Genomic DNA, 25,630 nt, shown 5'->3' with positions numbered 1-25,630 from the left:
GCGTGCGCCGGGGCTCACGCCGGACGGATCACGCGTTGCGGCGATTCCTCGTACGGCGGGGCATAGATCACCAGCAGCTTGACCGGCTCGTCGCTGATCACGGTGAACACGTGCATGGCGTCGGCCGGGAAGAAGCAGCAGTCGCCCGGGCCCAGCTCGCGCGACTGGCCGTTGACCTCGGCGCGCGCCCGCCCCTCCAGCACGTAGCAGACCTGCTCGATGCCCGGGTGCGCGTGCGGCAAGGCGCCCTTGCCGCGCTCGATGGTGCCGTGGATGACCTCCAGCTGCGTGGCGCCCACGTTCTCGCGGCCGATGATGCGGCGGTTCAGGGTGCCGACGTGGTTGGCGGGGTGATAGCCCGCGACCTCCTCGGTGCGGACGAAATAGGCGGGCGCCGGTGCTGCGGCCATCGATGGTCTCCTTGCCGGCCGGGCCGCCGCCGCGCGCTTGGCGGGCGGGCCGGGTCCGGCATGCTGTTTTTCATGTTTGTGAATTAAATTTTATCCCCATGAAAAATCTAGTCAACTACTAAAAACACCGATACCGCCGCCGGCGCGCCCGAACCCGGTGCCGCCACCGCGCCGGCGCCTCTTAATTCTTCCTTAAGCCGCCATGCCCTATCCTTGCGGCGTTGCCCGCCACCATCCCGGCCGCCCGCCGGCGGCGCGACCGCGCGCCACCCGCGCGCGGATGGCCCTACCGATGACAGACACCGACGCCGCTCCCACGCTGACGCCCATGCCCGCCCGCGCCCCGCTCGCCGGCCTCTCCGACCTCGCCGGCCCGGCCAGCCTGCGCGTGCGCGCCGTGAGCGGCGCGGGCCGCGGCCCGTTCAGCCTGTGCGTGGCGCCGGGCACGTGCGCGATCGTCTCCGGCGCCTCCGGCACGGGCAAGAGCCTGTTGTTGCGCATGATCGCCGACCTCGACCCCAGCCAGGGCCAGGTGAGCCTCGGCGACATGCCGCGCGAGCGCTTCGGCGGCCCGGCCTGGCGCCGCCAGGTCATGTACGTGGCGGCCGAGTCCGGCTGGTGGAGCGACCACGTGCTGGAACACATGGAGGACGTGCCCGCCGCCACGGCGATGCTGGCCCCGCTGCGGCTGCCGGCCGACATCCTGCGCGCGCCGGTCGGCCAGTTGTCCACCGGCGAGCGCCAGCGCCTGGCGCTGGTGCGCGCGCTGGTGCGCCGCCCGCGCTTCCTGCTGCTCGACGAGCCGACCTCGGCGCTGGACCGCGACAGCACGCTGGCGGTGGAGGCGCTGCTGCGCACGCGCCAGCAGCTGGGGCTCGGCCTGCTGGTGGTCTCGCACAACCCGGAGCAGGCCGCGCGCCTGGGCAACCGCCACTACCTCTTGGGCGCCGCCGGCCTGGAGGCGCTGCCCGCATGACGCCGATTCCGCTGTCGCTCTACGACCTCGCCATCGCCAGCCTGCTGGTGCTGGCCGGCGCCGGCGCCTCGCTGGCGCTCTCGCTCGGCGTGCACCGCGCGCTGCTGTGGACGGCCGCGCGCATGATCGTGCAGCTGCTGCTGGTCGGCCTGGCGCTGCGCGCGGTGTTCGCATGGTCGTCGCCGCTCGTCACCGCGCTGGTGGTGGCCGCCATGATCGCAGCCGCCGCGCGCGAGGCCGGCAGCCGCCAGGAGCGGCGCCTGGCCGGCCCGTGGCAGGCGCTGATCGGCACCGCGGCGGTCAGCGTGCCCACCCTGGCGGTGACGGTGCTGGCGCTGACCACCGCGCTGCGCCCGTCGCCCTGGTACGATGCCCGCCACGCCATCCCGCTGGCCGGCATCGTGCTCGGCAACGCGATGAACGCGGCCAGCCTGGCGCTCGACGGCGCCTTCACCGCGGCCTGGCACCAGCGCGCCGCCATCGACGCGCGCCTGGCGCTGGGCGACGACCGCCGCGCCGCGCTGGGACCCATCGTGCGCCAGGCGGTGAAAAGCGGCCTGCTGCCCACCTTGAATACGATGGCCGCGGCCGGCATCATCACCATGCCCGGCATCATGACCGGGCAGATACTCGCCGGCATGGACCCGCTCGCCGCCGCGCGCTACCAGATCCTGCTGATGTTCCTGCTCGCCGGCGGCAGCATGCTGGGCGCGGTCCTGGCCGCCACGCTGGCGGCGCGGCGCCTGACCGACGAGCGGCACCGCCTGCGCCTGGACCGGCTGCGGCGGCGCTGATGCCCCAACCCGAGGAACCCGGACCATGCGCCTGCTGCTGGTGGAAGACGACCCGATGATCGGGGAAAGCGTGGAAGAAGGCCTGCGCGGCGAAGGCTACGCCGTCGACTGGGTCAACGACGGCCGCCTCGCCGCGGCCGCGCTCACGGCCAACGTGCCCGACACCTATGACGCCGTGCTGCTCGACCTGGGCCTGCCCGGCCGCTCGGGCGAGGACGTGCTGCGCCTGCTGCGCGGGCGCGGCATGGCGATGCCGGTGCTGATCCTGACCGCGCGCGACGCCACCGCCGACCGCGTGCGCGGCCTCGACGCCGGCGCCGACGACTATCTCGTCAAGCCGTTCGACCTCGACGAACTGTTCGCCCGCATCCGCGCGCTGATCCGGCGCAGCGCGGGCCGGGTCGGCACGGAACTGGCGCATGGCCGCGTGCGGCTCGACCCCGCCACGCGCGAAGTGCGCTGCGGCGGCGACATCGTGGCGCTGTCGATGCGCGAGTTCATGGTGCTGCAGGCGCTCATGGAGCAGCCCGGCCACGTGGTCACGCACGAGCGCCTGCGCGAGGCGGTCTACAACATGAACGAGGAAATCAGCAGCAACACCGTGGAAGTGCACATCCACGCGCTGCGCAAGAAGCTCGGCGCCGAGTTCATCCGCAACGTGCGCGGCATCGGCTACAAGCTCGGGAATGTAGCCGGGAATGTAGCCGGAAACGCGGCCGGGAACGCCGCATGAGGACCATCCGCGCCAAGCTGCTCGCCGGCCTGCTCGTCACCATGCTGGCGTGCGCGCTGGTCGCCGGCGCCGCGGCTTACTTCAAGGTGCGCCACGAAGCCAGCGAGGTCTTCGACGGCCAGCTGCAGCAGGCCGCGCGCATGCTGCCGCGCGAGATCGCGCCGCAGGCCACGCCGCCGCTGGGCAGCCACGAGCTCGACGAGGAGATCGTGGTGCAGTCCTGGGACGACAACGGCCGGCTGACCTTCGCTTCCCATCCGCTCACGCTGCCGCGCGCCAGGCTGGCCGGCTTTCACGACATGCGCGTGGCCGGGCACGAATGGCGCGTGTACGGGCTGCTGGAAGACGGGCGCTACGTGCAGGCGGCGCAGTCGGCGGCGTTCCGCAGCAAGCTGGCGGCCTCGCTGGCGCTGGGCGCGCTGCTGCCCGTGCTGGCGCTGGTGCCGGTGCTGGGGCTGCTGATCCACCTGGTGGTCAGGCGCTCGCTGCGCCCGGTCGACGACATCGCGCGCGCCATGAGCCAGCGCTCGGCCGAGGCCCTGGAGCCGCTGCCCGCGCACGGCTGGCCGCCCGAGCTGGTGCCGGTGGTGGCGGCGCTCAACGACCTGCTGGCGCGCCTGCGCCAGGCGATGGACACGCAGCGCGCCTTCGTCGCCGACGCCGCCCACGAACTGCGCACGCCGCTGGCCGCGCTCAAGCTGCAACTGCAGCTGGCGCTGCGCGCCGACAGCGAGGACAAGCAGCGCCAGGCGCTGGTCAAGCTCGGCGAGCGCCTCGACCGCACCACCCACCTGGTGGCCCAGTTGCTGACGCTGGCGCGCAGCGAGGACGGCACCCCGGCCGCCACCGCCGCCCTTGCCGACGTATCGCTGCGCGAGGTGGCGGTGCAGGTGGTGCGCGAGCTGCTGCCGATGGCCGAGGCCAAGGGCGTGGACCTGGGCCTGGACGCGCGCGAGGCGGACTGCCGCGTGCGCGCGGTGGCGGCCGACCTGTTCATCCTGCTGCGCAACCTGGCCGACAACGCGGTGCGCTACACCGGCCCGGGCGGGCGCGTGGACCTGCGCATCGAGCGGCGCGACGGCGTGCCCACGCTGGGCGTGAGCGACACCGGCCCGGGCATCCCTCCGGCCGAGCGCGAGAACGTGTTCCGGCGCTTCCACCGCGGCGAGTCCGGCGACGCGCACGGCAGCGGGCTGGGCCTGGCCATCGTGCGCAACATCGCCGTGCGCCACGGCGCCACGGTGGTGCTGGAGGACGGCCCCGGCGGCCGCGGGCTGACTGTGTCGGTGCTGTTCGCGGCGCCGGCGGCCCAGGCTTCCGGCCCGGGACTTCCCGCTTAAGACTTCCTGCTTAAGACTTCCTTAAGGCAGCGGCCCCTACACTGGCCGCCTTTGCCCGCCCACCGCGCGGCTCGCGCCGCCCAGCATCCGAATCATCACATGAAGCGAGTCCTGATCCTCGGCGTCAACGGCTTCATCGGCCACCACCTGACGCGCCGCATTCTCGAAACCACGCCGTGGGAGGTCTACGGCATGGACATGGCCAGCGACCGCCTCGGCGACCTGATCGACCACCCCCGCATGCACTTCTTCGAGGGCGACATCACCATCAACAAGGAGTGGATCGAGTACAACATCCGCAAGTGCGATGTCGTCCTCCCCCTCGTCGCCATCGCCACCCCGGCCACCTACGTGCGCCAGCCCCTGCGCGTGTTCGAGCTCGACTTCGAGGCCAACCTCCCCATCGTCCGCGCCGCCGCCAAGTACGGCAAGCACCTCGTCTTCCCCTCGACCTCCGAGGTCTACGGCATGTGCCACGACGACGAGTTCGACCCCGAGACCTCCGAGCTGATCTGCGGCCCCATCAACAAGCCCCGCTGGATCTACGCCTGCTCCAAGCAGCTGATGGACCGCGTCATCCACGCCTACGGCATGGAGCAGGGCCTCAACTACACCCTGTTCCGCCCGTTCAACTGGATCGGCGCCGGCCTCGACTCCATCTTCGAATCGAAGGAAGGCTCCTCCCGCGTCGTCACCCAGTTCCTCGGCCACATCGTGCGCGGCGAGCCGATCAAGCTGGTCGACGGCGGCGCCCAGAAGCGCGCCTTCGCCGACATCACCGACGGCATCAGCGCCCTCATGCGCATCATCGAGAACCCGCAAGGCGTCGCCACCGGCAAGATCTACAACATCGGCAACCCCGCCAACATCCACTCGGTGCGCGAACTTGCCGAGATGATGCTCAAGATGGCCGCCGACTACCCGGAATACGCCGAACTCGCCCGCCAGACCCAGATCGTCGAGACGTCCTCGGGCGACTTCTACGGCAAGGGCTACCAGGACGTGCAGAACCGCGTGCCCAAGATCGACAACACCGTCGAAGAACTGGGCTGGAAACCCGCCGTCAGCATGGAAGACGCGCTGCGCGCCATCTTCGAGGCCTACCGCGGCAAGGTCGTCGAGGCCCGCACCCTGGTCGACTCGGCCAACTGAGGCCCGCGCCGATGGCACGCAGGAGCACACCGTGAACGCATCCCCGACGCCGCCGGACGCGGCGGCCAGCAAGGTGCCGGCCGTCACGCTGGCCTTCTGGATCACCAAGATCGCCGCCACCACGCTGGGCGAGACCGGCGGCGACGCGCTGTCGATGTCGCTCGGCCTGGGCTACCTGCTGAGCACGGCGATCTTCGCCGGGCTGTTCCTGCTGGCCGTCTCGGCGCAGGTCTCGGCGCGGCGCTTCCATCCACTGCTGTACTGGACCACCATCATCGCCACCACCACGGTCGGCACCACGCTGGCGGATTTCGCCGACCGCTCGCTCGGCGTCGGCTACGCCGGCGGCACCACCATGCTGGCGCTGCTGCTGGCCACCTCGCTGGCGCTGTGGCACTGGCGGCTGGGCTCGGTCTCCGTGCATGCCGTGCAATCGCCGCATGCCGAGATGTACTACTGGGTGACCATCATGTTCTCGCAGACGCTGGGCACGGCGCTGGGCGACTGGACCGCGGACAGCGCCGGGCTGGGCTACCTGGGCGGCATGGCGGTGTTCGGCGCGCTGCTGGCGGCGCTGGCGGCGGCGTACTACCGGACTTCGGTCTCGCGCACCGCGCTGTTCTGGGCCGCCTTCATCCTGACCCGCCCGCTCGGCGCCGTGGTGGGCGATTTTCTCGACAAGCCGCTGCACGCGGGCGGCCTCGCGCTGAGCCGCTTCTCCGCCTCGGCCGCGCTGCTGGCCTTCATGGCCGCCTGCCTGCTGCTGTTCCCGCAGCGCGCCGCCACGCGCCCGCACTAGCCGCCGGCCGGCCTAGCGCCCGCCCGGCCCGAAGCGCTCGCGGTAGTCGCGCGGCGTGATGCCCATCTGCCGCAGGAACGCGCGCCGCAGCCCCTCGTCCGAGCCGAAGCCGGTGCGCGCGGCGATCGCCTTGAGCGGCAGGTCGCCCTGCTCCAGCAGGCGGCGCGCGCCTTCGATGCGGGCCGACTCGATGAACGCCATCGGGCTCGCGCCCGTCTCCTTCGCGAACACGCGCCGGAAATTGCGCTCGCTCATGGCCACGCGCGCCGCCATCTCGGCCAGCGTGAAGTCGCGCGCGAGGTCGGACAGGATCCAGTCCTGCAGCCCGCGGATGCCGGCGTGGCTGGTGGCCTGGCTGGCCAGGTGCAGGCTGTATTGCGACTGCCCGCCCGGGCGCTTGAGATAGACCACCAGCTCGCGCGCCAGGTCCAGCGCCAGCTCGCGGCCCAGGTCTTCCTCCACCACCGCCAGCGCCAGGTCGATGCCCGCCGTCACGCCGGCCGAGGTCCACAGGTTGCCCTGGCGGATGAAGATGGCGTCGGCATCGACCTCCACCGCCGGGAAGCGCTGGCGCAGCAGCGCCGCCACGCTCCAGTGCGTGGTGGCGCGGCGCCCGTCGAGCAGGCCCGCCGCGGCCAGGAAGAAGGTGCCCGAGCACAGCGCGATCAGCCGGCCGATGCGCGGCGCCACCGCGCGCGCCCACGGCACGATGCCGTGCGCCTCGCCCATCGCGCGCTCGATGTCGCGCGCGCCCACGATCAGCGCGATGTCCGGCAGCAGCACGGTGTCGAGCCGGGCGGTGGCCTCCAGCGTCATCAGCGTGTCCGAGCGCACCGGGCCGGTCTCCAGCGCCACCACGCGCGTGGCGTAGGCCGGCGGCTGGCCGCGCTGGGCCAGCCGCACGTTGGCGTAGTCGAACACGGTCATCGGGCCGACCGCCTCCATCGCCTTGAATCCCGGGTACACCACGATGTCCACCCGCCGCGGGGCGGTGTTCGGCTGCGCTTGCATCGGCCTCGTCCGCAATCAAAGCGCCGATCTTAACCCGGCGCGCACCCGCCTTCGAAGGTTATGCGCCCACCGCCTAAAGCGCTGCGCGTGCAAGCTTGCGCCAACAAATTCGTTCTGTTGCGCTGAACCATTTCTTAGCATGGTGCATGCCGTCGCGGTCCGGCCACCGGTTTGACCACCGATCTGGCCACCCGACTTCCGCCATCCGTCCCCATTCCGCCGCCCGCGCGACCACGCCAGCGGGCAGCCCAACCGAGGAGCGCCATGCATCACCAGCCCGAGCAGCCGTCCGCCATCAACCGTCCCGCCGCGACACCACCGGGCGGCGGCACCCTGAGCCGCCGCGGCTGGCTGAAAGCCGCCGGCACGCTGGCCGTGGCCGGCGGCGTGGCGCCCTTCGTCTGGGCGCCGCGCGCCCGCGCCGCGGGGCAGCTCAAGCCGATCAAGCTGGCCTGGAACGCCAGCTCGGTGTGCTTCGCGCCGGTGGCCGCGGCGATCAAGGAAGACATCTTCCGCAACCACGGCCTCGACGTGGAGCTGATCAACTTCGGCGGCTCCACCGACCAGTTGCTCGAAGCCATCGCCACGCGCAAGGCCGATGCCGGCGTGGGCATGGCGCTGCGCTGGCTCAAGCCGCTCGAGCAGGGCTTCGACGTCAAGCTCACCGCCGCCACCCACGGCGGCTGCATGCGCCTGCTGACCACGCGCAACTCCGGCGTGACCGACCTCAAGAGCCTCAAGGGCAAGACCGTGGCGGTCAGCGACATGGCCAGCCCGGCCAAGAATTTCTTCTCCATCCTGTTGGCCAAGCGCGGCATCGACCCGGTGCGCGACGTGGAATGGCGCCAGTACCCGGCCGACCTGCTCGGCATCGCGCTGGAGAAAGGCGAGGCCCAGGCCGCCGCCGACGGCGACCCGCGCACCTACCTGCTGCGCAAGGAGCGCAGCCTGATCGAGGTGGCCACCAACCTGTCCGACGAATACGCCAACCGCGCCTGCTGCGTGCTGGGCATTCGCGGCAGCCTGATCCGCGAGGACAAGGCCACCGCGGCCGCGCTCACGCATTCGGTGCTGCAGGCGCAGGAATGGACCGTGGCGCACCCCGAGGAAACCGCGCGCCACTTCGCCGAGTTCGCCAAGGTGCCGCAGGCCGACGTGGTGGCCATGCTCAAGAGCCACACCCACGGCCACCACCCCACCGGCGGCGACCTGAAAAAGGAACTGGCGCAATACACGGACGAGCTCAAGCTGGTGTCGGTGATCCGACCCGGCACCGATTCCACCAAGTTCGCGGACCGCATCTATGCCAACGTACTCAGCTGACGGGCAGCAAGGCACGCCGGAGGCGTTCGACGCCCACGACGACTTCCTCGCCCTGCCCGCGCCGGCGGTGCCGCGCGTGTGGCTGGGCGGCGCGCTGGCCGCGGCCGGCTGGCTGGCGGTGGCCGCCACCGTCCGGTTCTGGCCCGAGGCCGAGGACTGGCCGCTCACGCAGGAGACCGCGCAACTGTTCGCCGCGTTCGCCGGGCTGCTGCTGGTGCTGGCCTTCGTGCAGCACCGCCTGGGCCGCGCCGGCGCCGCGCTGCGCCGCTCCGGGCCGTGGCTGGTGGTGCTGGCGCTGCTGACCTTCGTGTGGGAGGTGGTGACCGCCAAGCTCGGCCTGCTGCCAAGGCCGTTCTTCGCGCCGCCGCAGGCGCTGCTCGAAGTGTTCCTGGACGACTACGCCAAGCTGGCCGACGCCGTGGCGCACTCGCTGCGCCTGCTGGCCACCGGCTACCTGCTCGGCGCGCTGGCGGGCTTTCTCACCGGCGTGGCGATCGGCTGGTCCAGCCGCGCCGGCTACTGGGTCCACCCGGTGCTGCGTCTGCTCGGGCCGCTGCCGGCCACGGCCTGGCTGCCGATCGTGTTCTTCGCCTTTCCCAGCAGCGCCAGCGCGGCCACCTTCCTGGTGGCGCTGGCCACGTGGTTCCCGGTCACGGTGCTGACGTGGTCCGGCGTGGCCGCGGTGGACCCGGCCTACTACGACGTGGCGCGCACGCTCGGCGCCCGCGAGCGCTTCCTGGTGCTCAAGGTGGCCGTGCCGGCCGCGCTGCCGAGCGTGTTCGTGGGCCTGTTCATGGGCCTGGGCGCCTCGTTCTCGGTGCTGGTGGTGGCCGAGATGCTGGGCGTCAAGTCGGGCCTGGGCTGGTATCTGCAATGGGCGCAGGGCTGGGCCGCCTACGCCAGCATGTACGGCGCGCTGCTGGTCATGGCGATCCTGTTCTCGGGCCTCATCACGCTGCTGTTCCGCTCGCGCGACCGCCTGCTGGCGTGGCAGAAAGGAGTCGTCAAATGGTAAGCGCCGCCGCTCCCGCCATCGTCACCGAACCGGCCGCCGCCAGCAATGGCGTGCGCCTGACCATCGATCAGGTCAGTCATCATTTCAGCCTGCGCGACCAGGTCCTGCCGGTGCTCAACCGCGTCAGCCTGACCGCCGAGCCGGGCGAGTTCGTGGCCCTGCTCGGCCCCAGCGGCTGCGGCAAGTCCACGCTGCTGCGGCTGGTGGCCGGGCTGGAGCCGCCGCGGCGCGGCACGCTGGCCGTGGACGGCGTGCCGATCACCGGCCCCGACCCGAGCCGCGTGGTGGTGTTCCAGGACCCCACGCTGTACCCGTGGCGCACCGTGTGGGACAACGCCGCACTCGGGCTGGAAGCGCGCGGCCTGCTCTCCACCCAGCGCCAGCGCGTGGACGACGCGCTCGCGCGCGTGGGCCTGAGCGATTTCGCGCGCGCCTACCCGCGCCAGCTCTCCGGCGGCATGGCGCAGCGCGCCGCGCTGGCGCGCGCGCTGGTCAACGAGCCGCGCCTGCTGATCCTGGACGAGCCGCTCGGCAAGCTCGATTCGCTCACGCGCCTGAGCATGCAGGGCGAGCTGGTCTCGCTGTGGCAGCGTTCGGGCTTCACCGCGCTGCTGGTCACGCACGACGTGGAAGAAGCGCTGCTGCTGGCCACGCGCGTGATCGTGTTCAGCGAGCGCCCCGCGCGCATCACCGCCGAACTCAAGATCGACCGCGCCTACCCGCGCCACCGCGACGACCCCGAACTGATCCGCCTGCGCCGCGAGATCCTCGGCCTGCTCGGGCTGGGCGAAGGATGGTAGGCGCGCCCACGCGACTGCTGCCGGCAAGCGCGCGGAGCCGCCATGCCGGATGAGCTCTGGCACCTGCACGGCGCCTGGTGGCTGGGCGCGGACGTGCTGCCGGGGCGCGCCGCGGCGGCACGTCCGGCAAGCGCCGCGCTCCGGCTTGCCGGCTTTGCCCTCCTCTTTCTCGTGCCGCTGTGGTGGCTGCTGGCCGGCCTGCCGTGGCGCGGCCAGCCGGCGCCCGGCCCGCTGCTGCAACAGGCGCAGGCCCGCGGCGAGCTGGTGGTCGGCGTGCACGCCTATCCGCGCGCCACGCCGCCGGGCCGGCCGCTGGTGCCCGAACCCGATCCCGCCGAGGCCGCGCTCGCCGCCGGACTCGGCCGCGCGCTGGGCGTGCCGGTCAGGCTGCGCCACCTGCCCGCCGACGGCAACGGCGCGCCGCCGGCCGGCCTCGACCTCGCCTTCGGCAACGGCGGTTTTACGCAACCGCGCACACAACCGCACACACAACCGCGCGCGGCCCAGGTCCGCGCGCCCGCCATCGCGCCCGGCACGCTGCTGACGCTGCGCTTCACGCCGGTGGACCGGCTCGGCGCGCTGGCCGGCAAGACCGCCTGCGTCAGCCAGGACAGCCCCTACCAGGCCGCGCTGGCCCGCGCCGGCGCCACGCTGCGGCGCTATCCGTCGCCATTGCAGACGCTGCTGGCCTTCCGCCGCGGCGATTGCGCGGCGGTGGCGGAAGACGCCGCGCTGGCCGCGCGCGTCATGCGCCTGCCCGAATGGCGCTTCTTCGTCGCCGCGCCGCTGCTGGTGGACGGCGCCGGGGCGCTGCTCGCGCTGCCCCGCGCCGACGCGCAGTCCGCGCGCTGGCTCGAACAATGGCTGGCCGGCCGGCGGCGCGACGGCCTGCTGGCGCGCTGGCGCGACGCCGCCGCCGGCGACGCGGCCTTCAACATGATGCTGGTCGAAAGCGGGCTGATCTGCCACTGAACCGCGCCGGCGCACACACGACACACATGCAGCACCACACCATCCAGGAGCAACAATGAGTTTGTCATCGAGCGGCGCCAGCAGCCGCCAGCGGATCTCCGAGTGGCATCGCGCCAGCGGCTTCGCCGCCGCCGGCCCCGAGACGGATGCCGCCGCCACGCCGCGCCCCCTGCCCACCGACGACACCCTGCGCGCGCTGTCCGCCCGCTTCGCCGCGCGCGCCGCCGCGCACGACCGCGACGCCAGCTTCGCCCACGAGAACATCGCCGAACTGCACGCGCTCGGCCTGCTCGCGCTCACCGTGCCGCGCGCGCTGGGCGGCGCCGGCGCCGGGCTGGCCGAGGCGCGCCGCGTGATCCACCACGTGGCCATCGGCGATCCGTCCACCGCGCTGGTGCTGGTCATGCAGACGCTCACCCACCGCAGCCTGGCCAACGACACGCAATGGCCGCGGGCCGTGCGCGAGGCCGTGCAGCGCAGCGCCGTGGCGCAAGGCGCGCTGATCAACTCGCTGCGCGTGGAGCCGGAGCTGGGCTCGCCCGCGCGCGGCGGCCTGCCGGGCACGGTGGCGCGCCGCCACGGCGACGGCTGGGCGCTGTCCGGCCACAAGATCTACGCCACCGGCATCCCCGCGCTGGGCTGGCTGGCGGTGTGGGGCCGCACCGACGAGCCCAGCCCGCGCACTGGCGTGTTCCTGGTGCCGCGCGACGCGCCCGGCATCACCGTGCTGCCCACCTGGGACCATCTCGGCATGCGCGCCACCAGCAGCCACGAGGTGATCTTCGACAACACCCCGCTGCCGGCCGACCACGCCGTGGACCTGCGCCTGCCCGCCGCCTGGGCCGACCGCGTCGACCCGGCCTGGGCCGCGTGGTCCTCGACGCTGCTCGGCACGCTCTACGACGCCGTGGCACGCGCCGCGCGCGACTGGTTCGCCGGCTGGCTCAACCTGCGCGCGCCGGGCAGCCTGGGCGCGCCGCTGGCCACGCTGCCGCGCTTCCAGGAAGCGGTGGGCCGCATCGACGCCTGGCTGCTGGCCAACCGCGTGCTGCTCGACCGCTTCAGCGCCGACGCCGACGCGGGCACGCCGGCCAGCGTCACCGACAGCAACCTGCTCAAGCTCAACGTCACCGACAACGCCATCGCCGCGGTGGAACTGGCGCTCAAGCTGGCCGGCAACCCGGCGCTGTCGCGCGGCAACCCGCTCGAGCGCCACTACCGCAACGTGCTGTGCAGCCGCATCCACACCCCGCAGAACGACGCCATCCTGGCGGGCGCGGGCGCGCAGGCCCTGCGGGCCGCCGCCGAGGCGCCCGCCGCAGCCTGAGACCACCATGACCCGATTCCGCCCCGCCACCGAACCCGGGCCGCGCCGCATCGCCATCGTCGGCGGCGGCATGGCCGGCACCCTGACCGCCATCCGCCTGCTGCGCGACACCAGCGCGCCGCTGGCCATCCAGCTTTTCGAGCCGCGCGCCGAGGTCGGCCGCGGGCTGGCCTACAGCACGCCCGACCCGGCCCACTACCTGAACGGCCCCGCGCTCAACTTCAGCCTGTTCCCGGAAGCGCTGGACGACTTCACGCACTGGCTGGCGCGCCACGGCCTCGCCGCCGATGCCGGCAATACCTTCGCGCCGCGCCGCGTCTACGGCGACTACCTGCAGGACACGCTGGCGCGCGCGCTGGCCGGCGCCGCCGGGCGCGCCACGCTGGAACACATCCGCACCGAGATCACCGACCTGACCATCGGCGTGCCGCACCGCGTGCGCGGCGCCGACGGCCGCGCGTGGGAGGCCGACCACATCGTGCTGGCCACCGGCGTGCAGTCGGCCCGCCCGGCGCTGGCGCAGGACCCGGCACTGGAAGCCGAGGGCCGCTACGTGCCCGATCCGTGGCAGCCCGAGGCGTTGGCCGCGCTGGCCGGCGCGCGCGCCGTCGCGCTGGCCGGCACCAGCCTGACCATGCTCGACGTGGTGGCCACGCTGGAGCGGCTCGGCTTCACCGGCACCTACCATGCGTTCTCGCGGCGCGCGCTGCTGCCGTGGCTGCGCCACGGCGTGGGCCCGTGCGACGACTTCCTCGGCGCCGCCGGGCCGGCGCTGGTCAGCCCCACCGCGCGCGGCGTGGTGCGCCGCGTGCGCGACCAGTGCCGCGCGCTGAGCGCGCAGGGGCTGGACTGGCAGAGCGTGCCGCCCGCGCTGCGCGAGCACATCGGCCCGCTGTGGGCCGCCGCCAGCGTGCCGGAGCGCCAGCGCTTCCTGCGCCACGCGCGCCCGTTCTGGGACAACCTGCTGCACCGCGCGGCGCCGCCCACCCATGCCGTGCTCGCCGCGGTGCGCGCGCAGGGCCGGCTGCAGGTCCATGCGGCGCGGGTGACGGGGGTGGAAGACACGGGCGTGGAAAACGCCGGCGGCCGGCTGGCGCTGCGCCTGTCGCGCGCGCTGCCGGCGGTGCCCGCGGTCGACGCGCTGGTCAACTGCACCGGCGCGGAATACGGCTGGCACGCCGGCAACGCGCGGCCGCTGGTGCGCAACCTGCTCGCTCGCGGCATCGTGCGCCCCGCCGCGGCCGGCTCCGGCCTCGACGGCGACGCGCGCGGCACGGTGTTCGACCGCGGCGGGCGCGCCGTGCCCGGCCTGAGCGCCCTGGGCGCGCCGCTGCGCGGCGCGCTGTGGGAGTCCGGCACCATCATCGACGTGCGCAACCAGGCCGCGGCGGTGTCGGCGCGGCTGGCGCAGGAACTCGGGCTGGCGGCCCGGCCCGAGGCCCAGGCCGCCTAGCCGGCGGTGGTGGCGGGGCCATGCGCCGGCCCGCCATCGCCCCTATCCGGCGCCCGCGTCCGGGCCGCATCCCATCTAATATCCCGCCTCCACGCGCCGCCGGCCGTCCCACACCCCACCTGCGTGGGTGAAATGGGGGGCCCGGCATGCGGTATTCTCCGTGGCTTCGCCTGCCCGCCGCGCCCGCGGCCGGCGCGCCCACGCCACCCCGGAGGAACCCGGCCGATGTCCGACCCGATCGCCCTGCTGGCCGTCACGACGCTGCTCAGCGTCATGATGCTGGGCATCGTCTGGTCGCTGCGCCGCTGCGGCCAGCCGGGAGTGACGCTGTGGCTGTACAGCAACCTGACCGCGATGGGCGCGCTGATGCTGTTTACGCTGCGCGGCACCATTCCCGACGTGCTCGGGATCGTGGTGGCCAACGGCGCCCTCGCCTGGGCGCTGGCGCTGTTCTACGCCGGCACGCTGCGCTTTTGCGGGCGCGCGCCGCCGTGGCGGCTGCTGGCGGCCTGCACGCTGGCCGTGGTGGCCGGCATCGTGATGTGGCGCTACGTGTTCCCCGACTTCAACACACGCGTGGTGATCGTGTCGGCCTTCCATGCGTGGTTCTGCGCCGCCACCGGCGTGGCGCTGGTGCGCGGGCGCCCGCGCGCGCATGCCGCCAGCCACCACCTGGCCACCGCCGGCTTCGCCTTCTTCCTGGCGGCGGCGCACGTGCTGCGCGGCATCCTGTCCGCGCTGTCGGTGATGGACGATCCTGCCACGCTGGTGTCGCCGGGGCTCAACGCGATCTTCCTGGTGCTGGGCGCGATCGCCTGCCCGGCGCTCACGATGGGCGCGGTGCTGATGATCCACGACGCGATGGTGCGCCGGCTGGAGGCCATCGCCAACACCGACTTCCTGACCGGCGTGCTGTCGCGCAAGGCCTTCGAGGACGAAGCCGCGCGCGAGCTGGCGCGCGCCGCGCGCGGGGACGGCCCGCCGGTGCTGCTGATCGTCGACATCGACCACTTCAAGCTGGTCAACGACACCTTCGGCCACGCCACCGGCGACGCCGTGCTGGCCGGCTTCGCGCGGCTGGCGGCGGCATCGCTGCGCGCCACCGACCGCATCGGCCGCATCGGCGGCGAGGAGTTTGTGGTGCTGCTGCCGGGCAGTTCGCTGGACGAGGCCGGCCACGCCGCCGAGCGCATCCGCGCGCAGGCCGAGGCCAGCCGCGTGGGCCACGCCGGCGGGCAGGCCGGCGTGGTGCGCTATACCGTGAGCGGCGGCTACGCGGCGTGGCAGCCCGGCGAAACGCTGGCGCAGCTGACCGCGCGCGCCGACACCGCGCTCTACATGGCCAAGCTGTCCGGGCGCAACCGCATGCTGCCGTACACGGCCGGCCACCGCGCGCAGATGGCCGCGGGCGGGCGCAACGGGCGCGACGGGCGCAGCCGCGCGGCGGCGGGCTAGCGCCGCCCGCCGGCTACTCGTCGAAATCCCACATGCGGTGCAGGTCCAGCCGCAGCCGGCTGTCGGCCTCGAGCGCGTCGACCAGCGCCGTGCGCTCGGCCAGCGTGGTGTCGGCCAGCGTGCGCCGGACCATCAGCAGCTCGCCCAGGCCCGACTCGCCCGCCTTGTACGCGCGCCCGGTGCGCTCGGCGGCGCTGCGCTGCAGCGCCAGCGCCTGCGCCAGCGCCACGGCAGCGGCGCGCTTGCCGGCCAGGCCCTGGTACAGCGCGTCGAACTCGGCGCCGATGCGGCGCTCCGCCACCAGCCGGCGCTGCGCCGCGGCCTGCGCGTCCGCCGCCGCGGCCAGCGCCGCCGAGCGCCGGTGCGCGGAGCCCAGCGGCATGCTCACGCTCACCCCGGCGATGCGCTCGGCGCCGCCGCGCTCGACCGCGACGAACACGCCCACGGTCGGATCAGGCTTGCGCTCCAGGTCGGCGCGGTACGCCTGCCGCTGGGCCTGCGCTTCCTCGGACAGGGCCAGCCGGAACTCATGGCTGTCCTCCACGTAGTGCGTGCGCAGCGCCTCGGCCGGTTCATCCGGCAAGCCTTGCGGGCCGATGCCGGCCGGCAGGCCGCCGGGCACGCCCAGCCCCGGAAAGCGCGCGCGCAGCGCCGCCTGCGCCACCGCTTCCGCCGCGCGGGCGCTGGCCAGCATGGCGGCGGTGCGGGCGCGCTCGGCCAGCGAGAGCTCGTGGTCCATGCGCGCGGCGTCGCCGGCCTGCACGCGCCGCGCGGTCACGGCGGCCAGCTCCGCGGCGAGGTCGTCGTTGCCCTGGGCCGCCAGCCTGGCCTGCTGCGCGCGCAGCGCGCCGAACCACAGCGCCAGGATCTGCCGCGAGACCTCGTGGCGCGCATCCATGAGCGCGAGCTGGCCGGACTGCACGGTGGCGTCCGCCAGCGCGCCGTCGGCCTCGGACTTGCCCCACAGCCGCAGCGGCCGCTCCAGCGTCAGTTGCCCCTCGGCATGCCGCTCGGACGGCGCGCGCGCCTGCCGGCCCTGCCCGGTGGCGCGCACCACGGCCTCGGCGGTGCCAGCGCGGATGCCGGCGGCGCGCGCCTGCGCCGCATCGCGGCCGGCCTCGGCCATGCGCACCTCGGGCGACTGGCCCACCGTGTCGCGCACCGCCGCCTCGGCGGGCAGCACGCCCGCCTCCGCCTGCGGCACGGCCTGCGCCCTCGCGGCGCCGATCATGCCGGCCACGGCGGCGGCCAGCGCCGCGCTCATGGCCCTCTTGCCTGCGCGGTTCATTGCGCCTCTCCTTGTGTCATGGGGTCATGCCGCCCGCGGCGCTGGCGCGTCACGCCAAAGCGCTTGAACAGCAGCGGCAGCAACAGCAGCGTCAATGCCGTGGAACTGACCAGCCCGCCCGAGACCACGATGGCCAGCGGGCGCTGGATCTCCGAGCCGGGGCCGCTGGCCAGCAGCAGCGGGATCATCCCCAGCGCGGTGATGCAGGCGGTCATCAGCACCGGCCGCAGGCGGTCGCGCACGCCGGTGCGCACGGTCTCGTCCACGGGATGCCCGGCTTCGAGCAGCGTGTTGAAATGCGAGACCAGCACCACGCCGTTGAGCACGGCGATGCCGAGCAGCGCGATGAAGCCGACCGAGGCCGGCACCGAGAGGTACTCGCCCGCCGCCCGCAGCGCGGCGATGCCGCCCACCAGCGCGAACGGGATATTGACGATGACCAGCGCCGCCTGGCGCACCGAGCGGAAGGTCAGCATCAGCAGCAGGAAGATCGCGCCGAGCGCGAGCGGCACCACCACCGCGAGCCGCGCGGCGGCGCGCTGCTGGTTCTCGAACTGCCCGCCCCACACCACCCGCAGCCCTTTGGACATGCCTTGCAGAGCGGGCAGGCCGGCCACCGCGGCGCGCGCCTCCTGCACGAAGCCGGTCAGGTCGCGCCCTTCCACGCTGACCTGGATCACGGCGAAGCGGCCGCCGTCCTCGTGGTTGATGCGCACCGGCCCGTCCACCCGCCGCACCCGCGCCAGCGAGGTGAGCGGCCAGGGCTTGCCGTCCGGCGCCGTCACCTGCAGGGCGGTGAAGCGCTCGGGCGTCTGCCGCAGGCTCTCGCCGCCGCGCAGGATCAGCGGCGTGCGGATGGTGCCCTCGGGCACGATGCCGACGCGCTCGCCCTCCACCTGCGCGCGCAGCAGCGCCTGCAGCGCATCGCCCGAGAACCCGGCGCGGCCCACGGCGGCGCGGTCCAGCGCCAGCGTGAGGTACTGCACGCCCTCGTTGCCCGGCGCGATCACCTCGGCGGCGCCGGGGATCTTGCGCACGCGCGCGGCGATCGCCTGCGCGGCGGCGTCGATCGCGCCGAGCTCGTTGCCGAAGACCTTGATCGCCACGTCGCCGCGCGTGCCGGTCAGCATCTCCGAGACGCGCATCTCGATGGGCTGGGTGAAGCCATAGACCACGCCCGGAAAGCGCGCCATCACGGCGCGGATGGCTGCGGCGATGTCGTCCTTGCTGCCGCGCCACTCGCTCTTGGGCCGCAGCACGAGGAAGGTGTCGGTCTCGTTGAGCCCCATCGGGTCGAGGCCCAGGTCGTCGGAGCCGGAGCGCGCGACGATCGAGCGGATCTCCGGCACCTCGGCCAGCAGCGCCCGCTGCACGCGCAGGTCCAGGTCCACCGCGGCGGTCAGCGAGACCGACGGCGCCTTCTGCAGCTGCACGATCAGGTCGCCCTCGTCCATCGTCGGCATGAAGGTCTTGCCCACCGACACATAGAGCGCGACGGCCAGCGCCAGCGCCACGCCGGCCGCGGCGAACACCGCGCGCGGATGGCGCGCGCTGCCGTCCTGCAGGCGCGCGAAGCCGGCCGCCACCTTGCGCATCAGGTACGGCATCGTGCCCGCGTGCGGGCGCAGCAGCAGCGAGGCCAGCGCCGGCACCACCGTGAAGGCGATCACCACCGAGGACGCCAGCGCCAGCACGATGGTCAGCGCCACCGGCCCGAACAGCTTGCCCTCCAGCCCCTGCAGCGACAGCAGCGGCAGGAACACGATGGCGATGATCGACACTCCGGCCAGCACCGGCGCCGCCACGCTGGCCACGGCGTGGCGGATCACCGCGCCGCGCAGCGCGGGATCGCTCTTGTGGTCGTGCGAGCGCGCCAGCGCCGACTCGATGTTCTCCACCACCACCACCGCCGCGTCCACCAGCATGCCCAGCGCGATCGCCAGGCCGCCCAGGCTCATCAGGTTGGCGGTCAGGCCGACGTAGCGCATCAGCAGGAAGGTCGCCAGCATCGACAGCGGCAGCGTGACCGCCACCACCAGCGCCGCGCGCAGGCCGCCGAGAAACAGGTACAGCGTCACCACCACCAGCAGGCTGGCCTCGACCAGCGCGCGCACCACGGTGCCGGCCGCGCGCGTGACCAGCTCGCCGCGGTTGTAGAACACGCGGGTCGACATGCCCTTCGGCAATTGCGGCGCCAGCTCGTCGAGCCGGGCCTGCACGGCGGCGACCAGCCGGCGCGCGTCGGCGCCGCGCAGGGCCAGCACCAGCCCTTCCACCACCTCGCCGCGGCCGTCCTTGCTGACCGCGCCGTTGCGCGTGGCCACGCCGAGCTGCACGGTGGCCACGTCGCCCACGGTCACGAGCGGCATGCCGCCGCCGGCGTCGCCGCCGCCCGGCGCGGCCACCACGATCTGCCGCAGGTCCGCCACGCCGCGCGCGCCGCCCTCCACGCGCACCACCCAGTTCTCGTCGCCCTGCTCCACGCGGCCCGCGCCGTCGTTGCGGTTGTTGGCGTCGAGCGCCTGGCGCAACTGGTCCAGCGTGGCCGCGCGGGCGCGCAGGCGCGCCGGATCGGGAATCACTTCGTAGCTGCGCACCTCGCCGCCGAGCGCGTTGACGTCGGCCACGCCGGGCACCGTGCGCAGGGCCGGGCGGATCACCCAGTCCAGCACGCGGCGGCGCTCGGCCAGCGAGAAGGCGTCGCCCTCCACCGTGAACATGAACATCTCGCCCAGCGGCGTGGTGATCGGCGCCAGCCCGCCGATGGCGCTGGGCGGCAGGTCGCGCGCCAGGCCGGCGAGCCGCTCCGAGACCTGCTGGCGCGCCCAGTAGCTGTCCACGCCTTCCTCGAAGTCGACCGTCACGTCGCTGATGCCGTACTTCGACACCGAGCGCACGATGGTCTTGTGCGGAATGCCCAGCAGTTCCTGCTCGACCGGCGTGGAGACGCGCTGCTCGACCTCCTCCGGCGTCATGCCGGGGATCTTCAGGATGACCTTGACCTGGGTCGGCGAGATGTCGGGAAACGCATCGATCGGCAACTGCAGGTAGGCCCATACCCCGGCGGCGGCCAGCGCGCACGCGGCAATCAGCACCAGCACCCGCTGGCGCAGGGAAAATTCGATCAGGCCGGCCAGCATCATTCGCCTCCCGCCAGCATGCCCTTGAGCGCGGCCACGCCGGCGACCGCCACCCGGGCGCCGGCCGGCAGCGCGCCGCGCACGGTGGCCGTGGTGTCGTCGGCGGCCTCGACCGCCACGCGCTGGTAGCGCACGCCGGCCGCGGTCGCCACGAACACGCCGGGCGCGCCGCGCCAGTAGGTCAGCGCGCCGGCCGGCACGCGCACGCGGGCGTCGCCGCCGGGCGCGCCGCGCAGGTACACGACCACGTTCACGCTCTCGCCGGCCTGCAGGCTGCCGCGCCGGTCGAGCACGGCCCGCACGCGCACCGCGGCGGTGCCGTCGGCGACCGGCACCACCCCGGCCACGCGCCCGGCCGCGCCGCGCTCGCGCACCTCCACGCGCTCGCCGCCGGCGGGCGCCGGCAGGTCGCGGCCGACCAGCAGGTCCAGTTCCAGCGCGGCCGGATCGACGATGCGGAACAGCGGCGCCGCGCCGTCCACGCGCTGGCCCGGCACGGCATTCACCTCGGCGATCAGCCCGGCGCGGCCGGCCACCAGCTGCGGCTCGCCCGCGCCGCCCGCGAACACGATGCCCGCGGCGGCCATCTCGGCCTCGCGCGCGCGCACCGTGGCGGCGGCCTCGCCGGCGCGCGCCTGCGTGGCCTGCCAGCGGCTGCCCGCGATGATGCCGTCGTCGTGCAGGCCGCGGTCGCGCGCCAGCGCCTGCCGCGCCAGGCTGGCCTGCGAGCGCGCCTCGGCCAGCGCGCGCCCGGCCTCGAACAGTTGCGGGCTGGCGAAGGCCGCCAGCGGCTGGCCGGCGCGCACCGGCTGGCCGATCGCGACCAGCACGCGCGAGACCATGCCCGCGTAGGGCGCGGCCACCACGTACTGCGCGTCGGGCCGCAGCACCACGCGCCCGCTGGCGCCGAGCTCGATCTCGGCCGCGCCGGCGACCGGGGCGAAGCGCACGCCGAGCGACTGCGCCTGGGAGGCCGACAAGGCCAGCGCCTGCGCGCGCGCCATGCCGACGGGAAGCAGCGCCGAGGCGATCAGCGCGCCGGCGCAAAGGAAACGATGGGAAAACATGCCTGACTCCGAAGCAGGATAAGACGCCCCGCGCGCGGCCGGGCTCGGCCGCGCGCGCGGGGACATGCTCCGCCGGCGTGGCCGGCGGGGAATCAGTTGGCGAAGGGAGGGGCGTGCGCGGGCGGCGGCCGGCTGTCGCCGCCGCGCCAGCGCTGCGGCGCGCGTTCGCGCCACCGCATGCGCCGCGGTGCCTGCCGTGGCGGCGCGGCGCACAGCAGGAACGCGAAGACCATGCCGACGATCATGTCGGCGGCCTGCACGTGGAGGGAAAAGGCAACCGGCCCGATGGCGGTCTGGACGTCGACCTCGAGCGGCTCGACCGCGCTCAGCGCGCCGTCGGCATGCGCGCCGGACGGCCCGGCGGCGGGATGAGAATCGGAGGGAGAATAAGAACCAACCTCACCTTGCAGCGCTGTGTGTACGTGCAGGCCGTGGAGCTTGGGGGTTCCGACGTGGCCATGCAGCAGCGGGGCGAGCAGTTGCAGTGCGAAAAGCAGCAGCAGCAGCGCTCCCCGGAAGAAGGATGGGCGTTCTGCGCGAAGCATGGCGCGATTGTAGCCGACTTCGCCCGCCGGCATGCGCGCGGCTACGCGCGCGCGCCGGCGTGGCCGGCGGCGCTGGTGGCGCGGTAAGCACCGGGGCGCAGCCCGGTCCAGCGCCGGAACGCGCGGTGGAACGCGCCCGGCTCGGCAAAGCCGAGCCCGGCCGCGATCTCCGCCAGCGAGCGGCTGGAATGGCTGAGCGCCTCGATGGCGAGGTCGCGCCGCATCTCGTCCTTGATCTGCTGGTAGGTGCCGCCCTCCTCCATCAGCCGCCGCCGCAGCGACGACGCCGACATGTGCAGCCCCTGCGCGAGCTGCTCGAAGGTCGGCCAGCGCTCCGGCGGCTGGGCCCGCAGCTGGCGCCGCACGCGCGCCATGACGCTGGCGCGGTCGCTGTACTTGACCACCACGTTGTGCGGCGCCTCGCGCAGGAAGGCCTTGAGGCTGCGCTCGTCCTGGTGCACCGGCTGCGCCAGCCAGCGCGCGTCGAATACCAGTGCCGTGGCGGGCTGGCCGAACGCGAGGTGGCGCGAGTACATGCGGCGGTACTCGGCCGCGTAGGGCGGCTCGGCATAGCTGAACGCGGCCAGCAGCACCGGCACGCGGCGGCGCAGCAGCCAGCTCATCAGGCCATGCAGCATGATAAGCATGGTCTCCTGCGCGAACACGCCCGGCGCGCGGCCCGAGGGCGCCGTCAGCACCAGCGCCGCGCGCTCGTGCCCGCGTTCTTGCACCCGCTCATGCCCGTCCCGCGGCGCGGCCAGCGCGGCGCCGGCCGCCTCGCCCTCGCGCACCAGGCGCACGCCGATGTCGTCGAGCAGCAGCCCGAAATAGCGCGCCACCCGCTCCAGCCCCTGCGCCAGCGTCTTGCTGCCCGCCACCGCGTGGCACAGCATGGCGAAGCTGCCGCGCTTCATGCGGCGCGAATCCTGGCCGAAGAATTCATCGTCGAGCGCGGCCGCCACCTCCATCCACAGGACGCTGTAGCTGGCCGCCGACACGCGCGCCTGCGGCACCGACAGCAGCGCCGGCGCGATGCCGGCGGCCTGCAGCACCGGCTCCGGCGCGATGCCGCGCGCGCGCAGCCCGCCGATGGCGTGATGGACGAAGCAGATGGCGACGCTGTGTTTTTCCATTGGCATGACGGGCGTGGACGGACCAGGAGACTGGCAAACGAGTTCAGCAAATCTGGCGGATTCTGGCATACCGCCGCCCCGGGCGTCTTCCTACACTGCTGCCAACGCCCCTTGCCGGCACGCCCCTCCCCGCCGCCGGCGCCACGCCATCCTCACCGCGATCCGCCCATGCAACACGAATTCACCGAACAGCAAGCCATGATCCGCGACACCGCGCGCGCCTTCGCCAGCGAGCGCCTCGCGCCGCGCGCGGCGGCCTGGGACCGCGCCGGCCACCTGCCGCCCGAGGTGGTGGCGGAGATGGGCGCGCTCGGCCTGCTCGGCATGATCGTGCCGGAGGAATGGGGCGGCACCTATACCGACTACGTGGCCTACGCGCTGGCCATCGAGGAGATCGCCGCGGGCTGCGCGGCCTGCGCCACGCTGATGAGCGTGCACAACTCGGTCGGCTGCGGGCCGATCCTGCACTACGGCAGCGAGGCGCAGAAGACGCGCTACCTGCCCGCGCTGGCCGCCGGCGAGATCATCGGCGCGTTCTGCCTGACCGAGCCGCAGGCCGGCTCCGAGGCGCACAACCTGCGCACCCGCGCGCGCGAAACCGAGGACGGCTGGGTGCTCGACGGCAGCAAGCAGTTCGTCACCAACGGCCAGCGCGCCGGCGTGGCCATCGTGTTCGCCGTCACCGAGCCGGCGCAGGGCAAGCGCGGGCTGTCGGCCTTCGTGGTGCCCACCGACACGCCCGGCTTCATCGTGCACGCGCCCGAGCGCAAGCTCGGCATCCGCGCCTCCGACACCTGCGCCATCACGCTGGAAGACTGCCGCGTGCCGCGCGATGCCCTGCTCGGCGAGCCCGGCGAGGGCCTGCGCATCGCGCTGTCCAACCTGGAGGGCGGGCGCATCGGCATCGCCGCGCAGGCGCTCGGCATCGCGCGCTCGGCCTTCGAGGCGGCCTGCCGCTACGCCGCCGAGCGCGTGCAGTTCGGCCGCGCGCTGCGCGAGCATCCGCCCATCGCCAACATGCTGGCCGACATGGCCACCGAGCTCAACGCCGCGCGCCTGCTGGTGCACCGCGCCGCGCGCATGCGCACCGCCGGCCTGCCGTGCCTGTCCGAGGCCTCGCAGGCCAAGCTCTATGCGTCCGAGCTGGCCGAGCGCGTGTGCTCCAAGGCGCTGCAGATCCACGGCGGCTACGGCTACCTGGAAGACTACCCGGTCGAGCGCCACTACCGCGACGCGCGCATCACCCAGATCTACGAAGGCACCAGCGAGATCCAGCGCATGCTGATCGCGCGCAGCCTTTGAGCCGCGCAGTACCCGCATCCCGCATCCCGCATTCAGAAACCAGAAACCAGAACCGACGGAGACAAGATGAGTGCCCAATCCGCAAACACGGCCGCCGCAGCGCCCGCCGTCAAGCTGCTGATCAACGGCGAGTGGGTGGAATCCGCCGCCACCGAGTTCCGCACCGTGGTCAACCCGGCCACGCAGGCGGTGCTGGCGCGCGTGCCGCTGGCCACGCCGGCCGAGGTCGATGCCGCGGTCGGCGCCGCGCAGCGCGCCTTCGCCACCTGGCGCCACACGCCACTGGGCGCGCGCCTGCGCATCATGCTGCGCTACCAGGCGCTGATCCGCGAGCACAGCAAGCGCATCGCCGCCATCCTCACCGCCGAGCAGGGCAAGACCCTGGCCGACGCCGAGGGCGACATCTTCCGCGGCCTCGAAGTGGTGGAGCACGCCTGCTCGATCGGCACGCTGCAGCAAGGCGGCTTCGCCGAGAACGTGGCCGCCACGGTCGACACCTACACGCTGCAGCAGCCCATCGGCGTATGCGCCGGCATCACGCCGTTCAACTTCCCGGCCATGATCCCGCTGTGGATGTTCCCGATGGCCATCGTGTGCGGCAACACCTTCGTGCTCAAGCCGTCCGAGCAGGACCCGCTGTCCACCGTGGAGCTGGTCAAGCTGGCGCTGGAAGCCGGCGTGCCGGCGGGCGTGCTGAACCTGGTGCACGGCGCGCGCGAGGTGGTCGACGCCCTGTGCACGCACCCGGACGTCAAGGCGGTCTCGTTCGTCGGCTCCACCGCGGTCGGCACCCATGTGTACGAGCTGGCCGGCGCGCACGGCAAGCGCGTGCAGTCGATGATGGGCGCCAAGAACCACGCCGTGGTGCTGCCCGACGCGCACCGCGAGCACACCCTCAACGCGCTGGCCGGCGCCGCCTTCGGCGCGGCCGGGCAGCGCTGCATGGCGACCTCGGTGGCGGTGCTGGTCGGCGCGGCGCGCGACTGGCTGCCCGAACTGGTGGCCAAGGCCGCCACGCTCAAGGTCGGCGCCGGCCACGAGCCCGGCACCGACGTCTGCCCGGTGGTCTCGGTGGCGGCGAAGCAGCGCGTGACCGGCCTGATCGACGCCGGCGTGCGCGAAGGCGCCACCCTGCGGCTGGACGGGCGCGGCGTGCAGGTGCCGGGCTATCCCGACGGCAACTTCGTCGGCCCGACCGTGTTCGCCGACGTGACCACGGAGATGTCGATCTACACGCAGGAAATCTTCGGCCCGGTGCTGGTGGTGATCGGCGTGGACACGCTCGACGAAGCCATCGCGCTGGTCAACCGCAACCCGTTCGGCAACGGCACCGGCGTGTTCACGCAGAGCGGCGCCGCGGCGCGCAAGTTCCAGAGCGAGATCGACGTGGGCCAGGTCGGCATCAACATCCCGATTCCGGTGCCGGTGCCTTATTTCAGCTTCACCGGCTCGCGCGGCTCCAAGCTCGGCGACCTCGGCCCCTACGGCAAGCAGGTGGTGCAGTTCTACACCCAGACCAAGACCGTCACGGCGCGCTGGTTCGACGACGCGACGGTAAACGACGGGGTGAATACCACCATCAGCCTGCGCTGAAC

The 25,630-nt window shown here is 73.6% G+C and carries 22 protein-coding genes; 15 read left to right on the top strand and 7 right to left on the bottom strand.

What is annotated here, in order from left to right; translation table 11 throughout:
- Window positions 1-14: 14 nt before the first annotated feature.
- Window positions 15-410: a cupin domain-containing protein gene (locus ACWTPI_RS26180; protein ID WP_020204836.1), complete on the bottom strand. Its 396-nt coding sequence runs from the start codon at window positions 408-410 to the stop codon at window positions 15-17.
- Between the two features lie 292 nt (window positions 411-702).
- Between ACWTPI_RS26180 and ACWTPI_RS26175 the strand changes: the two genes are divergently transcribed.
- The 6 genes from ACWTPI_RS26175 to ACWTPI_RS26150 all read left to right on the top strand — a co-directional run bounded on the left by ACWTPI_RS26175 (window position 703) and on the right by ACWTPI_RS26150 (window position 6,204).
- Window positions 703-1,386: an ABC transporter ATP-binding protein gene (locus ACWTPI_RS26175; RefSeq protein WP_020204835.1), complete on the top strand. Its 684-nt coding sequence runs from the start codon at window positions 703-705 to the stop codon at window positions 1,384-1,386.
- Window positions 1,383-2,180 (top strand): ABC transporter permease, encoded by a 798-nt coding sequence (locus tag ACWTPI_RS26170; RefSeq protein ID WP_454733168.1) that lies wholly within the window; start codon window positions 1,383-1,385, stop codon window positions 2,178-2,180. The genes ACWTPI_RS26175 and ACWTPI_RS26170 overlap by 4 nt, the downstream gene beginning before the upstream one ends.
- A gap of 25 nt (window positions 2,181-2,205) precedes the next feature.
- Window positions 2,206-2,913 (top strand): response regulator, encoded by a 708-nt coding sequence (locus ACWTPI_RS26165; RefSeq protein ID WP_454733167.1) that lies wholly within the window; start codon window positions 2,206-2,208, stop codon window positions 2,911-2,913.
- Window positions 2,910-4,253 carry an ATP-binding protein gene (locus ACWTPI_RS26160; RefSeq protein ID WP_454733166.1) on the top strand — a complete coding sequence of 448 codons (1,344 nt, stop codon included), beginning with the start codon at window positions 2,910-2,912 and terminating at the stop codon, window positions 4,251-4,253. Before ACWTPI_RS26165 ends, ACWTPI_RS26160 begins: the two co-directional genes overlap by 4 nt.
- 99 nt (window positions 4,254-4,352) lie before the next feature.
- The gene (locus tag ACWTPI_RS26155) at window positions 4,353-5,405 is read left to right on the top strand and encodes a bifunctional UDP-4-keto-pentose/UDP-xylose synthase (protein ID WP_454733165.1); all 1,053 of its coding nucleotides are present in this window, start codon (window positions 4,353-4,355) and stop codon (window positions 5,403-5,405) included.
- Window positions 5,406-5,436: 31 nt separating this feature from the next.
- The gene (locus tag ACWTPI_RS26150; protein ID WP_454733164.1) at window positions 5,437-6,204 is read left to right on the top strand and encodes a COG4705 family protein; all 768 of its coding nucleotides are present in this window, start codon (window positions 5,437-5,439) and stop codon (window positions 6,202-6,204) included.
- A 12-nt stretch (window positions 6,205-6,216) separates the two neighbouring features.
- Here the strand turns inward: ACWTPI_RS26150 and ACWTPI_RS26145 are convergent, their stop codons facing one another.
- Window positions 6,217-7,215 carry a GlxA family transcriptional regulator gene (locus tag ACWTPI_RS26145; RefSeq protein WP_020204937.1) on the bottom strand — a complete coding sequence of 333 codons (999 nt, stop codon included), beginning with the start codon at window positions 7,213-7,215 and terminating at the stop codon, window positions 6,217-6,219.
- A gap of 264 nt (window positions 7,216-7,479) precedes the next feature.
- Here ACWTPI_RS26145 and ACWTPI_RS26140 point away from each other — a divergent pair, with 264 nt between their 5' ends.
- From ACWTPI_RS26140 to ACWTPI_RS26110, 7 genes are all read left to right on the top strand, one after another.
- Complete coding sequence (locus tag ACWTPI_RS26140) at window positions 7,480-8,538, top strand: ABC transporter substrate-binding protein (protein ID WP_197090341.1); 1,059 nt, start codon at window positions 7,480-7,482, stop codon at window positions 8,536-8,538.
- Window positions 8,519-9,553, top strand: a complete 1,035-nt coding sequence (locus ACWTPI_RS26135; RefSeq protein ID WP_020204939.1) for an ABC transporter permease — start codon at window positions 8,519-8,521, stop codon at window positions 9,551-9,553. Before ACWTPI_RS26140 ends, ACWTPI_RS26135 begins: the two co-directional genes overlap by 20 nt.
- Window positions 9,547-10,353: an ABC transporter ATP-binding protein gene (locus ACWTPI_RS26130; protein WP_020204940.1), complete on the top strand. Its 807-nt coding sequence runs from the start codon at window positions 9,547-9,549 to the stop codon at window positions 10,351-10,353. The genes ACWTPI_RS26135 and ACWTPI_RS26130 overlap by 7 nt, the downstream gene beginning before the upstream one ends.
- A gap of 42 nt (window positions 10,354-10,395) precedes the next feature.
- Entirely contained in the window at window positions 10,396-11,325 is a 930-nt protein-coding gene (locus tag ACWTPI_RS26125; protein ID WP_454733163.1) for an ABC transporter substrate-binding protein, read from the top strand.
- A 55-nt stretch (window positions 11,326-11,380) separates the two neighbouring features.
- Window positions 11,381-12,652, top strand: coding sequence for an acyl-CoA dehydrogenase family protein (locus ACWTPI_RS26120; RefSeq protein ID WP_454733162.1), 1,272 nt, complete (start codon window positions 11,381-11,383; stop codon window positions 12,650-12,652).
- Between the two features lie 7 nt (window positions 12,653-12,659).
- Window positions 12,660-14,105, top strand: coding sequence for an FAD/NAD(P)-binding protein (locus ACWTPI_RS26115; RefSeq protein ID WP_454733161.1), 1,446 nt, complete (start codon window positions 12,660-12,662; stop codon window positions 14,103-14,105).
- Window positions 14,106-14,330: 225 nt separating this feature from the next.
- The gene (locus ACWTPI_RS26110) at window positions 14,331-15,560 is read left to right on the top strand and encodes a GGDEF domain-containing protein (RefSeq protein ID WP_454733160.1); all 1,230 of its coding nucleotides are present in this window, start codon (window positions 14,331-14,333) and stop codon (window positions 15,558-15,560) included.
- 13 nt (window positions 15,561-15,573) lie between these two features.
- Here the strand turns inward: ACWTPI_RS26110 and ACWTPI_RS26105 are convergent, their stop codons facing one another.
- The 5 genes from ACWTPI_RS26105 to ACWTPI_RS26085 all read right to left on the bottom strand — a co-directional run bounded on the left by ACWTPI_RS26105 (window position 15,574) and on the right by ACWTPI_RS26085 (window position 22,733).
- Entirely contained in the window at window positions 15,574-16,848 is a 1,275-nt protein-coding gene (locus ACWTPI_RS26105) for a TolC family protein (RefSeq protein WP_454733159.1), read from the bottom strand.
- Window positions 16,845-19,988: an efflux RND transporter permease subunit gene (locus ACWTPI_RS26100; RefSeq protein ID WP_454734021.1), complete on the bottom strand. Its 3,144-nt coding sequence runs from the start codon at window positions 19,986-19,988 to the stop codon at window positions 16,845-16,847. The genes ACWTPI_RS26105 and ACWTPI_RS26100 overlap by 4 nt, the downstream gene beginning before the upstream one ends.
- Window positions 19,988-21,055: an efflux RND transporter periplasmic adaptor subunit gene (locus ACWTPI_RS26095; RefSeq protein WP_454733158.1), complete on the bottom strand. Its 1,068-nt coding sequence runs from the start codon at window positions 21,053-21,055 to the stop codon at window positions 19,988-19,990. Before ACWTPI_RS26095 ends, ACWTPI_RS26100 begins: the two co-directional genes overlap by 1 nt.
- Before the next feature lie 92 nt (window positions 21,056-21,147).
- Entirely contained in the window at window positions 21,148-21,633 is a 486-nt protein-coding gene (locus tag ACWTPI_RS26090; protein WP_052165978.1) for a hypothetical protein, read from the bottom strand.
- Between the two features lie 8 nt (window positions 21,634-21,641).
- The gene (locus ACWTPI_RS26085; protein ID WP_454733157.1) at window positions 21,642-22,733 is read right to left on the bottom strand and encodes an AraC family transcriptional regulator; all 1,092 of its coding nucleotides are present in this window, start codon (window positions 22,731-22,733) and stop codon (window positions 21,642-21,644) included.
- Window positions 22,734-22,901: 168 nt separating this feature from the next.
- Here ACWTPI_RS26085 and ACWTPI_RS26080 point away from each other — a divergent pair, with 168 nt between their 5' ends.
- The gene (locus tag ACWTPI_RS26080) at window positions 22,902-24,035 is read left to right on the top strand and encodes an acyl-CoA dehydrogenase family protein (protein ID WP_020204950.1); all 1,134 of its coding nucleotides are present in this window, start codon (window positions 22,902-22,904) and stop codon (window positions 24,033-24,035) included.
- Between the two features lie 66 nt (window positions 24,036-24,101).
- Window positions 24,102-25,628, top strand: coding sequence for a CoA-acylating methylmalonate-semialdehyde dehydrogenase (locus tag ACWTPI_RS26075; RefSeq protein ID WP_454733156.1), 1,527 nt, complete (start codon window positions 24,102-24,104; stop codon window positions 25,626-25,628).
- Window positions 25,629-25,630 lie beyond the last annotated feature (2 nt).

Source organism: Cupriavidus ulmosensis (assembly GCF_977008105.1).
This window is presented reverse-complemented; position numbering and strand designations above follow the sequence as displayed.